The organism is Paenibacillus sp. FSL H3-0469 (assembly GCF_038051945.1).
In the GTDB taxonomy this organism is placed as follows: Bacteria; Bacillota; Bacilli; order Paenibacillales; family Paenibacillaceae; genus Paenibacillus_AQ.
The window spans coordinates 882643-896101 of the sequence record NZ_CP150302.1 but is presented as its reverse complement, the minus strand read 5'-3'; the positions used below and the strand labels follow the sequence as shown (position 1 = coordinate 896101).

The window sequence follows — 13459 nt, the reverse complement described above, 5'->3', positions numbered from 1 at the left end:
ACTTCTTTAGGTATTTTCGCCACATATCGACGCTTTCCCTTCTCTTGTAGTCAGGATTACTGAAAAGAGACCCTTCCGGCTGGATCTTGCCCAGCCGAAAGGGTCCGCATGTTTCTGATTACGCTTTTACTTAGCGAGATATTCGATGAACTTTATAAAGATAGCAGTTACTTCAGCGCGGGTGGCGGTGGCTTGGGGGGCAAAGAAGTTGTTCGGCTTGCCTGATACAATTCCGATGCCCTGCTGTGCCTGAACAGCCTTCAACGCCCATGGGCTGATCTGACTCTCGTCCGCGAAAGACTTAGATTGGCTTTCAGGTATCTCATAGCCCTTGTACTTCATGTAATTGTACAGCATCACCAGCATCTGCTCGCGTGTCATCGGGGAATGGGGTTCAAACAGGTCTGCGTTTATACCGTTGACTATGCCGCTTTCGGCCGCCCACTCGATTGCCGCCGTGTACCACTGCCCATCCGGCACGTCGCTAAAGCGGGAATTCGTGTAGCCGGAGCGGTTTACGTTCTCCAGATTGGCCAGTACCTGCACGTACATCGCACGCGTCATTGAGGTGCCCGGTGAGAACGTCGTGGACGTCGTGCCGTTGAAAAGACTGTATGTGAAGGCGGAGTTTACGTAGCTGTAGAACCAGTCGTCCATGTTGACATCCCTGAAAGGATTGCCAGACATCACGAGGAAGCCCAGCGGGGTGTCGTCATCGAACACAAATTCCGTACCCTCATGGATGTTCAGCGACATGCCTTTATCTACGCCGGCACTCGCGCCGCCGTGTAGTGTCACTTCGGCGCTCTTGCCCGCCGGAAGGGTCACCTTACCTTTTGAGTCTATAGTCGTACCTTCGGGTACCTTAATCTTCGTTCCGCCCTTGGTCGTAATCTCGCCGCCGCCGGGCAGCGTGGTATTGCCGTTCTTGTCCGTGACCGCGGGCTTATCCTTCGGTGTGATCACTGTGTAGGTCGGCTTCAACGATCCAGTGACTGTCCCGGTGCTGGTTTTGCCTGTATTGCCTGTATTGCTGGTATTGCCCGAACTGCTGGTATTGCCCGTATTGCCACCAGATGGATTGGGTACGCCCGTTTTTCTCTGCGCGAACATCCAGTCAAAGACGTCAGTGTAGTCATTGTTCCATGTCGGTAACTTAGAGGACTGCGCCGTAGGCTTAAGGCTCCACTCCTTGTTGGAACCTACATTGGACAAAGTATCCGTGTACCCTGAAATATTGTTCCACAGAACTGAAGCTTCCATCTCATGGCCGGAAGGAATCCAGTTGGTCCCATTAACAGGTGCTTCCGCCTTTGTCCATTGGTCATAAGGCCAAACGAATATTTCGTTTCTGTCGATGAACGTGTGCCTGGCGTTTTCCAAAAGGGGCATTATATTCGCTATATAAGTTTCCGCCCCTGTTTTTATTGTTGAAGAATCAGTTGTGTTAACGAATGACCAGTATGCAAAGTTTTTAAGAGTTTCGGCTTGTTTCGCGTTGATTGATGGTGGAAAAGACATAGGCGCTGCGGCTGCGAGCAAATCGGGATATGTCGTCAAGAACGTATTCGTATAAGCGGATCCCATAGAGAAGCCTGCCATGTAAATACGGTTGGGGTCAACAAGTCCCTTGCTTACCAGATCATCGATATAAGCCTTTAAGGTAGCGGGTGTTGCCTGAACGTTGTTTTGCGCCCGCAAAGCGATTATATGACTAGCGTATTTAGAGTTCTTCTCCATTTTCTTCATAAGCGCGGTGGCTCCGTTGGCGGACCTGATGGGCGCAAAGGTATCCCCGTCCTGTGTACCGCCGCGGGTAGAACCGTGAGCATAGATGTAAAGGGGAAGCCCTTTTACCGGAACGCCGTTGCCGTCCTTATGAATATAGAGTCCATACTGCATAGCTTCCGCGTTGTCAATTTTGGGACCCACTTCAAATTTGTCGATGATTTCATTAACGGTTCCTGACTGTGCGAAAGACGTCTTAACAATGGCAGCCTTGCCATCAAGCTTGATATCGCCACTAGATACAATGTTGTAATTCTGGATGGTGGATTTGGATGCTTCCAAAGTGGACTGTCCGCCGGTTAATGTCCAAAATTCCAATTCTACAACGATGTAGCGGCCTTTAGTAAGTCCAGCTTGATAATCAGGGGAGTTCTGGTTCACACCCTTATACCCTCTGGGTCTAGGTTCGCCATTGACGTACACTCTATTGACGGTGCGTGTGCCTTGATATGCCAGGTTACCGTCCAGCAGAGTATTCCTCGCCGAGACTGTAAACAGGTTTGAACTAAGGTCGGCACCCACAGCTTCATTTCCCGCACCCAGATCGATGATAACAGCTGTGGTAAATTCTCCGGTAGCAAAGTTATCGTTGTATACGATAAAGTTAAGTAACGTTGCGGCCGGATCGGGTTTGAATGTAACATGGATTACCTTGTCATCGGTGTTCACGTTTTTCAAGGTATAGGTATTGTTTGCAATCTCTACAGATGCACCATTTACAGTTACGGTATCCACGACATAACCGCTGATCGGAGTGAATGTAAAGGATTGGTTTCCGCCGTCAGCTACCCGAATCAAGCCGGATGGCGAGATGGTGCCGTTTAATCCTGCCGTGGCGTTAACGGGGTGCCTGGATACCGTGGAGCTCCCAAGCAGCAACAAGCTATTCTTGAAGCTGTCAGAACTGCCATAACCCGCGTCGGGCTTACCTAAAGCGGATACCACCTCATAACGGTCATTCCCCGCACCCGTTGAGTTATTGATGTACACATCAAACGTAATCGGGGAATTGCTCGTGAATTCAATGGTTCTTCTAGGTATCTTCACTTCCGCGATATACCCGGTGTCCGTTCGTGTAACCGAACCGTCGCGGCCCGCAGCGGTTTGACCTGAGAAAATACCGCTTGCGCCAATACGCCACTGGTTAGAGCCGCTTCTTCCGTCACCGACATAAAATTCCACACTGTCGGTCATGTACTCAGTGCCAGGAGTGTGACCGAAGCACACATTCGGGTCTGTAACCACAACGCGTGCATACAGGTAGTCTTCGTCCCAAAATACTTTGGCTTTGCCGGTAGCCTTGGGGCCTATCTTCTGGTCGGGTGCGCTACTGTTGTTGATGTCAAACTCCGCAGCTTGTTCCCACAGTTTGTCGTTAGTGCTGAGTACAGGTGAACCGTATCCGGCAACAGGCCGATGGTTTGCTGTGGTCTGCGCGAACATCCAATCAAAGACGTCAGTGTAATCATTGTTCCAAGCCGGCAAGTTAGAGGACTGCGCTGTTGGCGCTATGCTCCAAGTCCCCATCGTTATGTCATTGTAAAGAACAGCCGCTTCAACTTCATGCGCCACCGAATCACTCAGGGCAGGTGAATGGTTCGGATTCGGTTTCTGATTCGGCTGATCAAATTGATTGTAAGGCCATACAAGAGCCTCATTGCTCTCAAAGCGCGAAGCTTTCGCGTTGATCATTTTTGGCATATTGGTGTTTATGAAGTTAGCGAGGTTAGTCTGGTATACTCCAACGTTATACTCATTGATAAACATCCAATAGGCCAGGTTGGTGTGAACGTAGTTGGCGTTCGCGTTCGGTGAGCCGCTTACCGGAGACATAGGTGCGGCGGACGCGAAGAAGCCGGGATAAGCGTTAATTAAGCTGTTCGTATACTGACCGCCCCATGAGAAGCCCGCCGCGTAAATACGGTTAGGGTCTACTGCACCGCTGGCAACCAGGTCATCTATAACCTTCTTAACATTGGCTGTGGAGGGAGTACTCGTGCCATTATAGGAAATATTCAGGATATGGCTGGCGTATTTCTCGGGGGACTTTTCCATTTTCTTCATCAGAGCGACCGAGCCGTTGGCGGATTTCATCGCCGCTTTTGGGTCAGTCGCAGCGCTTGTGCCGCCGCGTCCCCTGCCGTGGGTATAGACATACAGCGGCAAGCCCCGCGACACTTCACCGTTTCCATCCTTGTGAAGGTAGAGCGCGCGATTGACCGAATTGCCCGTAGGTGCTGTAAATTGATCAAGGATCGGATTCACAACTTTTTTCTGTTCAAAAACCGCGTAGTTAAGCGGATCCCCTTCTGTCAGTGGGATCTCGCCGTTTTGGACGACGCTGTAAACCTGTTTGGTTGAGTTCATGTTGCCATCCAGTGTTATATTGCCGCCGCTCTCTGAATAAAACTCAAACTCAACTACGATGTAACGGCCGCGTTCCAGTCCCTCCTGATAATCCGGTGAACGGCTTACCGTCCCCAGATAGCCGCGTACCTTCGGTTCGTCATTGGCGTATACCCTAGTGATCTTGCGCGTCCCTTCAAAGGTTACCGAGTCGCCGTTCAGGGTCGTGTTCCTGGCCGAAACGGTAAACAAGTCCGGATTAAGCTTGGAGCCTTCCGCCGCCTTCCCTTCGCCTAAGTCAATGATGACAGCCGTCGTGTACTCGCCACGCGCGAAGTTGTCATTCCATACAATAAAGGGGAGCAACTCCGCGGTCGAATCATTTTTGAATGTCACTTGAAGGGTATGGTTAGCGACAATATTTGAAAAGGTATAAGTGCCATCATCGGATAGAACTGCGTCCTCTCCGTCTACCTTTACGGTATCTACAATTTTGCCGTAATCGGGGGTAACCGTAAAGGTTTGGTCTGAGCCGCTAGCTATTCTCAGAACATTGCCGGGTGCGTTCGGCGTTATTCGGCCGCCCGATTCCGCCGTGGCGGTGATTGAGAATCTCTCGTCCGCTCCACTAGCGGCAATGAGATTCAGGCTGTTTGTATAAGAAGCAGCATTGTTGTAAGCCGCGTCCGGAATTCCGAAACAGGAAACGACTTCATAGCGGTCACCGCCCTTTTCCGACGAGTTATTGATATAAACTTCAAAGGTAAACGGGCCTGCCTGCAAGTTCAAGGTTCTTTTAGGGATTCTCATCTCCACGATATATCCTGTGTCCGTGATCTCAGTCCACGCAGCTCTGCCCGGAGCGTTTTGCCCTGAAAACACGCCTGCCGCGCTGATGCGCCATTGATTCGCGCCTTGGGTTCCGGCGCCGGCATAAAACTCCAGGCCGTCGTACTGATAATCATTGCCGGGTCCCTGATATAGATTGCTGTCCTCCACGACTACGCGGGCATACAGGTAGTCTTGGTCCCAAAGGATCCTGGCTGTGCCTGTGGAATGGGGCCTGGGGTCGCCGGGCACCGTGCTTTTGTTGATGAGATGCTCCATGGTCAGGGCCCACAGCGGGTCGTTTGACCCGAGTTCGGGAGTTCCAAAAATGGCGGTAGGCGTTTCATTTGTCTGCAAGCTTGTAAGATCTGTAGAACTGCTGTCGCCATTAAGTGCTTCTGTATACTCGTTGTTGTCAGTGGCGGCGGCAAAGCTGGCAGGCATTAGTGACGCCACCATTAGCAAGCAACATAGGAACACGAGCATTTTGCCAAATCGTTTTGATATCATTGAAAATCCTCCTTTTTTCGATCCGTGCACCCACGGCTTACCCATATCGTAAACACCAAGGCTTCAACAGCTTACTTCATCGCAGCGGATATAACAGCGCGGATATAATAGCGCTTTCATGATTTCCTCCTCCATAAATTAGTTGTTATTTCACCCTATGTAGAATTTCACAATTTATTCAAGTATCAATCTAGTACTTCATCAGATTTAAAATGGTGGAGCAGACGCAATTCCCCTTCGAATTACATCTTTTTTCCAAGCGGGCCTTGTTCTTCAGGGGCGTTTGGCTTAGCGTAACGGACTGAGGTGCTTTTATTTGGGAAGAAAGTCGCCAATTGGGTGAATAAGGGACTCCACAGGCCTTATCCTTTACACGTCAGCTCCGAAACGTCTCATAGAGAGACTATAAGGTCGCCTGAGTCCGTTACGCTGCAAAAAGTGGCGTTTTCGCGGGGATAAGATCTCTCCGGTCCGTTAGATTTTCGGTGGATTGGGTTTAACAAGCTATCGAATGTTTATAGTTTATTAATAGATGCCAACTTCCTCAATAATTGCTGAACCTATGACAAGAACATGGCCCCATTGGCGACAAGTCCCCTTCTGGCCAGAAAAAAACAACTCCTTAGAGTTGTTTTAATAATAATATTTCTTAATATGGGTTTTAGCCAAGCCTTCTCAAAAAAGTAAACGGTAAGGCTAATACAGACATTCCCCATGCTGGAAGAAACAGCAGTACTCTCTGGAACCTATTCCTGGTATCTTCTTCAAATGTATGAGCACATTTCCAGAGAAACTTTTCAGACCTTAAAATGATTTGCCTGCCAGGATTAATCATTTCCTGCAAATAATATTTGGTCAAAAATCTTAACGAATATTTTCGCAATGTTCTTGGCATCATCGATACCTCTATGGTGAGTACCTTCAAGCGGCAGTTTAAGCATAGTCAAGGCTCTTTCCATGCCTACTCCCCTCTCCTTACCAATCATTCTCCCGTGCTGATGCTTGAGACTGATATGGTTATCCGTCCATTCACTTGCGATTTGATGTAGTGCACAATCCTTCTGCAACTGGTTTTTATCATAAAACCCCCAGGAGCAGAGGACATAAGGTTCGTTACCTATCCACTCTTGAAATTGACTTATTGCCTGCGGAAAATACACTGCAGCATCCACATCCGCCTGAGAGATGGAGGTAAGCTGCTTACAAAAATCGGAAAGCTGTGGGCTTAATGCGGGCTTTACAAAAATTCGAAAATCGCTCACAGTCTTCAGTCTTTCATTGAGTTTTACGGCTCCGATCTCAATAATTTCGTTTTGCCTTTTGCGGTCATTTTCCCAACAAGTGGCTTCCAGATCAAAAATGATATAGTTCATAAATACTCCTTTTGTAATTCGAATCGATAGACCCATCGCTCCGGGCTATGCCTTTTGTTATACTTTCAAGTGAGGTTTCAAACCTTCTATTTTCTTTTCGCACTTTAATTATATACCCACACAGAGGAGCGCAAAGACATGAACTTTTTCAAAAAATGGTTTGGCGGCAATGAAATGGGCAAATCGGAAGACGGTACCATCATTTATGGTTATGACGCTCTGGATGAGCAGCAGATTACACCTCCCTCCAATATTCTGTACATGGAAGAATTAAACGAACATTTCAATCGGGTCTTTCCCAACCGGGAAACCGGCGTGTTCCATGAGCTGATTTCTGACATCGTACATATTGATGTGAATATTATGGAAGCTACACCTGATGAGCCATACCGGGTGCTGTACACCAATGGGATGAGCGATCTGCCGATGACGCTCCCGCAGGAGATCCGTGAAGAGTACAAGCATCTGGAACGCGCGGAGCTGATGATGTTTTTGCCGGCGGACTGGCCGCTTACGCAGGAGGATTTTGAGTCGGAGGAGAACTACTGGCCGATCCGGCTGATGAAGATGCTTGCCCGGTTCCCGCATATGTATCAGACATGGCTTGGATATGGACATACGATCCCTAACACTGAGGATTACGAGCCCTATGCGTCTAACACTGGGTTGTCCGGCATGATCCTCTATGCTCTGCCGGAAGAGGTTAGCACCGTCCATACGAAAGACGGCAATCAGGTTCAGGTTTATTTCCTGGTTCCCCTGTACCGGGAGGAAATGGAATTCAAGCTGGAGTCCGGCATGGACGAACTGGTGGCCAAGCTGTTCGAGCTTCCAGAGGATTTCCTCGTTCTGAATCCGAATAGACGTAACGCGTGTAAATAACTGGCCCGGATGAACGGGTTTGAAACAGCAAAAGGCTGAGCCTAAGTCAAGGATATGACTTTGGGCTCAGCCTTTTTGTCTCCCCCTTACAACAAAAAAACCGCGCTGGGCGCGGGATCTTATAGGACTGTGTTATTGTCCAGACACAATAATTATGTTTCTGGATATAAAAACTATTCACCTGTTTCAGCAAATCGTTTAATGCGCTCACCCACTTGATCACGAACCCGCTGAAACACCGCCCATTTTTCCTCATCTGTTCCTTGAGCCTTCGCTGGATCATCGAATCCCCAGTGCTCACGTTTCACCTGAGGCGGCGTAATAGGGCATTTGTCAGCTGCGTCTCCACACAATGTAATAACTAGATCGGAGCTGTTGAGCAATTGCGGATCAATAATATCAGACGTTTGACCTGAGATATCTATACCTGCTTCACTCATCGCCTGAACGGCTTTCGGATTCAGACCATGAGCCTCTATGCCGGCGCTGTATACTTTCCACTCCTCACCCAAATATTTTTTGGCCCAGCCTTCCGCCATCTGGCTCCGGCAGGAGTTTCCTGTACATAAGAAGTAAATGGTTTTCTTATTCATGAGCTGCAGTCTCCTTTGATTTTAAAATAGATTCAAGGTTATATATAAACCTAGCAGTGTGATGACCAGCGTTGGGATCGTCAAAATAATGCCTGTTTTGAAGTATGTTCCCCAGGATATCTTTACTCCTTTGGTGGAAAGCACGTGCAGCCACAGTAAGGTAGCCAGTGAACCAATGGGTGTTATCTTCGGACCTAAGTCAGAACCAATAACATTTGCATAAATCAAAGCTTCCTTAATCAGTGCGGAAGTGTTCGTGGCATCAATGGCCAGTGCATCAATCATTACAGTAGGCATGTTGTTCATTATGGAGGAGATTACCGCAGCTATAAAGCCCGTCCCCATCGTTGCTGCGAACAACCCTTGGTCTGCAACGGCCTGGATGACATCAGCTAATACATGGGTAAGCCCCGCATTTCTTAGACCATATACGACAACATACATGCCTATAACACATTCCAGAGCACTCCCTTCAAATCCTTAAGTATACTAACGTACATCATTATATAATTATATGCTTATATATTCAATATCAAAATATTACTCGCAGCAGGCAGCACCAGACGGCTTGTTTAAACTGGATAGAATGAAGCTGGTATCCGGTGTAAGCTGAAGAATGGCCGCAACATGAGGCTTATCTTCAATGCTTAAAGAGTAATACACCCACTGGCCTTTTTTCTGTTCCTTAACCAATCCGCTGCTTTTCAATTTGCGCAGATGCTGGCTTACGGCTGGTTGGGAGATGTCAAAAAGATCCACGAATTCACATACACACCACTCCCGTTCTTTTAAAAGGGTTAGAATCGTGAGCCGTGTTTTATCTCCAAGGAGTTTTAAATCTTCCGCAAGTTCATTTAGTACATTCATTTAAAAGCTCCTCCCATCTATATAAGGCAATACTTATATTCTAAGACCTTAATGGCCAATTAGCAACCAGATTAAAATAATATTTGCATTTTGCAATCAATTGCAGTATAACCAGTTCAAGAGGTGAACACATGGAAACCCCACGAGAACTATTTCAAATCATGACCCGGCGTTTAGGATTGCTCAATAAGGACTGCTGCAGCGTAAGGGGATGTAAACTATCCGCGGCCCAAAGCCATCTGCTTTATGAGATCGCCCGGAGCCATAATCCCTCCATGCAGCAAGTTGCCGAAGCACTGGGCACGGACATTACCACCTTCAGCAGACAAGTCCAGTCGTTGGTGAAAATGAATTTGGTAAAAAAGACACCTGAACCCAGCGATCGGAGAATCTATACCCTTTCCCTTACTTCCGAAGGAAAACTGGTGGCTGCAACTATTGATCAACAAATGAATGAATACCTGAATGAAGCCTTCTCGCATATGAGTGAGTTTGAAGTAGAAACATTGCTACGATCCATCAAGCTTTTCAACGATGCTATGGGGAAATCCAGCAATTGCTGCGCACCTGTTAAAGGGTGATTTCCCTTGGTCTTTATTTGTAACTTGCAAGTTATTTTAATGATAAGGAGTGTGTATTCATGAACAAACTTACGAATGACCAAATCCGCCAAAATGTACGGGGACGTTATCAAACGATTGCTGTAAATAAGGTCGAACCTGCCTCTTCCTGCTGCTCCTCTGCTGATTATGATGCTATATCCGCTGAATTAGGGTATTCAAACGAAGATCTCGCTGCTGTTCCTGAAGGCGCAAATCTAGGACTTGGATGCGGCAACCCCCAGGCTATTGCTGAACTGCGGGCAGGTGAATATGTTATGGATCTCGGGAGCGGCGGCGGGTTCGATTGCTTCCTCGCTTCCCGGCAGGTAGGTGAACAAGGCCATGTTATCGGTGTAGATATGACTCCTGAGATGATTAGCCGGGCAAGAGATAATGCCATTAAAGGTAAGTTTAATAATACCGAATTCAGGTTGGGAGAAATTGAACATCTTCCGGCGGCCGACAATTCGGTTAATGTCATAATCTCCAACTGTGTGATTAACCTCTCGCCTGATAAGCAGCAAGTATTCCGTGAAGCCTATCGCGTACTTATGCCCGGAGGGCGTCTGGCCATCTCTGATATTGTAACTACAGCTGAGCTACCCCCCGAGATCAAAAATGACCTGGGCGAATTATATTCGGGTTGTATCTCCGGGGCCTCTTTCATTTCTGATCTGGAGATGATGCTTCAGGAAAGCGGCTTTACTGAGATCCATATTGAGCCCAAAGACGAATCCAGAACATTTATCAAAGATTGGGTTCCCGGTGCGAACGTTGAGCAATACATCGTCTCTACTGTGATTAAAGCGAGAAAACAATCTTAAGGGGATGTTCAATTGATCACTACATTAACTGTTCGTCAGGCCACACCAGAAGATATCGGTAGTATCCTCCGAATCTATAATCAGGGAATCGAGGATCGAATCGCTACACTTGAAACAGAGACGAAAGATTTCTCTTATATGGAGGCGTGGTTCAAAGATCATCAAGGCCGCTATAGCGTTATTGTAGCGGAACGAGAAGGTGAAGTGATTGGCTGGGCCTCCCTGAATCCCTATTCCCTCCGCTGCGCTTATAACGGGGTAGCTGACCTGTCCGTTTACATTGATCGCCGCTTCCGTGGCCAAGGTGTAGGCAACTCGCTCCTGGATTCTTTGCACAAGGTGGCCAAGGAAAATAGCTTTTATAAAATCGTTCTCTTTACCTTCCCGTTTAATGAGAGTGGTCAAGGGTTGTATCGGAAGATGGGCTACCGGCAGGTTGGTCTATTGGAGAAGCAGGGGATTATAGACAAAACGTTTATTGATGTGATGATTATGGAGAAGCTTCTACTATAAAAATGAAGATAAAAAAGGAGAAGTTCTACCCGTAAACGGAAGAACTTCTCCTTTCAATCAGTTCCAACTACTCCTTACTTACTAACCAATCAGCAACTTGTCCTCTGGGTAACGGTACTTCTGTTTAACACTTTTTTGTGCCAAGGCAAAGGCTAAGGTTAAAGGGCCCAGTCTCCCAATATACATTATAACTATGATGATACATTTACCAATTGGTGACAGATCAGGGGTTAAGCCCATGGACATGCCCACGGTTCCAAAGGCTGATGTAGCTTCAAATAAAAGAGCAAGAATATCCGTATGGCGGGTATATTCAGTAATTGTTAATAAAAAGGTTGCTCCAAGAACAAGGCCTAAGGAGATGGTCATTACAGCCAGTGATCTGAAAATAAGATCTTGAGGTATCCGTTTTTTTAGCAGCTGCACATCAGCATTCCCCTTGATGGTTGAGAAGATGCTTAATATGAGTACCGCAAAGGTGGTCGTCTTGATCCCCCCGCCTGTCGAGCCTGATGAAGCTCCTATGAACATCAGAAAGATCATAAAGAACTGGGACGCCGGTAACATCGCACCAATATCAATGGAGTTGAAACCCGCTGTGCGGGTAACCACTCCCTGGAAATATCCACCCCAGATTCTTCCCCCCCATGTGAGTGTACCAAATGTTCTGGTATTAAAAAGCTCAAAGACAAATATGACCAGAAACCCTGCAAAACAAAGCACTCCTGAAGTGATTAGCACGATTTTTGTGTGAAAAGACAGAGCCTTCCAGCTTCTCTTGCGGTATAGATCCAGAATCACAATAAATCCAATTCCACCAATGATAAATAAAAATGAAATGACAATATTGACTAACGGATCACCAACATACCGGCTCAGACTATCCGACCATAATGAAAAACCTGCGTTATTAAAGGCCGAGATGGAATGGAAAATTCCATAATATAGGGCTTTGGCAACACCCAGGTCATTCGCCCACCGGATGGTCAACAACAATGCCCCAAGAGTTTCGAAGATAAATGAGATTAGTACAATGCTTAGTGATAGCCGGACGACCCCTTGTGTTTCAATGGAGTTCGAAGATTGCTGGATGAGTAAACGCTCCTTCAGCCCAATCTTCTTCCCCAGAATTACGGCAATTAGAACACTGAACGTCATGAATCCTAATCCTCCGATTTGAATGAGGAGCAGGATAATGATTTGTCCAAAGTTGGAAAAGTCGGTTCCTGTATCCAGCACCACCAATCCAGTGACACACACAGCTGAAGTTGAGGTAAACAATGCATTTAGCCATCCCACACTAGTTCCGGTGGATGAAGATACCGGTAAGGACAACATAATTGTCCCCAGAATGATGGTTACAGCAAAACCTAAAAGAATAATTCTTGATGAGGTTAGACTGAGTTTTCGAGTAAACCAAAGGTACCTTTTTGTAAACATATCACTGGCTCCTGTAATGATTCTTTTCGTAAATAAACAGCGCTGCGTCACCTTCAAGGGTGTGTGTCCAGTGAGAGTATCAGCCAGGTAGCTCTTGTTGAAAACACTGTTGATCCTTTAGATAATCGAGCAAAAGCCGGTTAAATAATTGCGGTTGACATAGGTGACTAGGATACATGGCATTCTCGATGATCGCTAAATGAGCTTTGGGATACTTAGCCGCTGTTTTTTTAACTTGCTCTAACACCCGCTCATTGTGATTACCTGACACGATCAGCACCGGAATTTGCAGCCGCAGCGCAAACCCGTAACCGTCCGAATACTTCAACGCCATGCGTTGCTTAATCCATTCTGTCGTCCGTTTATGCATAAGCTCTTTTCTCAAGATATGGTAAGCCAAGAGCCACCTGTGATAGGTGATACGTAAAGGCTTGATAAACATTTCAGCAGGGAGATAATGAGAAATCCAGGCACAGAACTGCAACGCTTCTTTCAACTTACTTCCGCTAGCAGAGTAATCACCTTGAAAATAACTATCCACCAAAATCATGGTAATCACCCGCTCAGGGAATAGATAGGCGAACTTCTGGGCAAGTATAGCTCCACTGGAGCAGGCTACAATTACAATCTTTTCTACATCCAGCTTATCTAATAATGCCTTTAGATCCTCAACTTGAGTGTCTACGATCCGGCCAATCTCAACATTCATCTTCCCTGACAGCCCGTTTCCTCTTAGATCATAGACAATTACTTTCGCGCGCTTACTGAAATATTCCGCCTGTGGTTCAAAAAGATGGTGGGAGGTCGAATAATCATGGATAAAAACGATGGGCAGACCGCTACCCGATATCTCATAATACAAGGTTGTTCCGTTGACATCAACAATAGGCACT

At 46.9% G+C, this 13459-nt stretch carries 10 protein-coding genes and 1 pseudogene; 4 read left to right on the top strand and 7 right to left on the bottom strand.

Translation table 11 applies throughout. The features are described 5' to 3' along the window. Window positions 1-126: 126 nt before the first annotated feature. The gene (locus NSS83_RS03725) at window positions 127-5472 is read right to left on the bottom strand and encodes a sugar-binding protein (RefSeq protein WP_341347701.1); all 5346 of its coding nucleotides are present in this window, start codon (window positions 5470-5472) and stop codon (window positions 127-129) included. An 827-nt stretch (window positions 5473-6299) separates the two neighbouring features. Further along, window positions 6300-6845, bottom strand: a complete 546-nt coding sequence (locus NSS83_RS03720) for a 3'-5' exonuclease (protein WP_341347700.1) — start codon at window positions 6843-6845, stop codon at window positions 6300-6302. A gap of 138 nt (window positions 6846-6983) precedes the next feature. Between NSS83_RS03720 and NSS83_RS03715 the strand changes: the two genes are divergently transcribed. After that, window positions 6984-7727, top strand: coding sequence for a suppressor of fused domain protein (locus tag NSS83_RS03715; protein WP_341185689.1), 744 nt, complete (start codon window positions 6984-6986; stop codon window positions 7725-7727). Window positions 7728-7900: 173 nt separating this feature from the next. Here NSS83_RS03715 and arsC read toward each other — a convergent pair whose 3' ends face one another. The 3 genes and pseudogenes from arsC to NSS83_RS03700 form a co-directional block, all read right to left on the bottom strand. Then, a complete protein-coding gene (gene arsC, locus NSS83_RS03710) occupies window positions 7901-8320 on the bottom strand; it encodes an arsenate reductase (thioredoxin) (protein ID WP_341185690.1) in 420 nt (139 codons plus the stop codon). A gap of 21 nt (window positions 8321-8341) precedes the next feature. Further along, window positions 8342-8770, bottom strand: a pseudogene (locus NSS83_RS03705) (ArsB/NhaD family transporter); the annotation flags it as partial. Between the two features lie 90 nt (window positions 8771-8860). Further along, entirely contained in the window at window positions 8861-9187 is a 327-nt protein-coding gene (locus NSS83_RS03700; RefSeq protein WP_036701483.1) for a metalloregulator ArsR/SmtB family transcription factor, read from the bottom strand. Window positions 9188-9318: 131 nt separating this feature from the next. On the opposite strand from NSS83_RS03700, the gene NSS83_RS03695 reads away from it, so the two are divergent. The 3 genes from NSS83_RS03695 to NSS83_RS03685 are packed head-to-tail and all read left to right on the top strand — an operon-like array spanning window position 9319 to window position 11126. After that, entirely contained in the window at window positions 9319-9768 is a 450-nt protein-coding gene (locus tag NSS83_RS03695; protein ID WP_341185691.1) for a MarR family winged helix-turn-helix transcriptional regulator, read from the top strand. A 59-nt stretch (window positions 9769-9827) separates the two neighbouring features. Continuing rightward, the gene (locus NSS83_RS03690) at window positions 9828-10613 is read left to right on the top strand and encodes an arsenite methyltransferase (protein ID WP_341185692.1); all 786 of its coding nucleotides are present in this window, start codon (window positions 9828-9830) and stop codon (window positions 10611-10613) included. Window positions 10614-10628: 15 nt separating this feature from the next. Further along, a complete protein-coding gene (locus NSS83_RS03685) occupies window positions 10629-11126 on the top strand; it encodes an arsinothricin resistance N-acetyltransferase ArsN1 family A (protein WP_341186799.1) in 498 nt (165 codons plus the stop codon). Between the two features lie 81 nt (window positions 11127-11207). Here the strand turns inward: NSS83_RS03685 and NSS83_RS03680 are convergent, their stop codons facing one another. Beyond that, window positions 11208-12566, bottom strand: coding sequence for a TrkH family potassium uptake protein (locus NSS83_RS03680; protein WP_341347699.1), 1359 nt, complete (start codon window positions 12564-12566; stop codon window positions 11208-11210). Between the two features lie 79 nt (window positions 12567-12645). Beyond that, window positions 12646-13458: an alpha/beta hydrolase gene (locus NSS83_RS03675; RefSeq protein WP_341185694.1), complete on the bottom strand. Its 813-nt coding sequence runs from the start codon at window positions 13456-13458 to the stop codon at window positions 12646-12648. Window position 13459 lies beyond the last annotated feature (1 nt).

Coding starts and splice junctions, on each gene's coding strand:
- NSS83_RS03690 (WP_341185692.1), top strand. CDS start 9,828: ATGAACAAACTTACGAATGACCAAATCCGCCAAAATGTACGGGGACGT.
- NSS83_RS03715 (WP_341185689.1), top strand. CDS start 6,984: ATGAACTTTTTCAAAAAATGGTTTGGCGGCAATGAAATGGGCAAATCG.
- NSS83_RS03680 (WP_341347699.1), bottom strand. CDS start 12,566: ATGTTTACAAAAAGGTACCTTTGGTTTACTCGAAAACTCAGTCTAACC.
- arsC (WP_341185690.1), bottom strand. CDS start 8,320: ATGAATAAGAAAACCATTTACTTCTTATGTACAGGAAACTCCTGCCGG.
- NSS83_RS03725 (WP_341347701.1), bottom strand. CDS start 5,472: ATGATATCAAAACGATTTGGCAAAATGCTCGTGTTCCTATGTTGCTTG.
- NSS83_RS03720 (WP_341347700.1), bottom strand. CDS start 6,845: ATGAACTATATCATTTTTGATCTGGAAGCCACTTGTTGGGAAAATGAC.
- NSS83_RS03695 (WP_341185691.1), top strand. CDS start 9,319: ATGGAAACCCCACGAGAACTATTTCAAATCATGACCCGGCGTTTAGGA.
- NSS83_RS03700 (WP_036701483.1), bottom strand. CDS start 9,187: ATGAATGTACTAAATGAACTTGCGGAAGATTTAAAACTCCTTGGAGAT.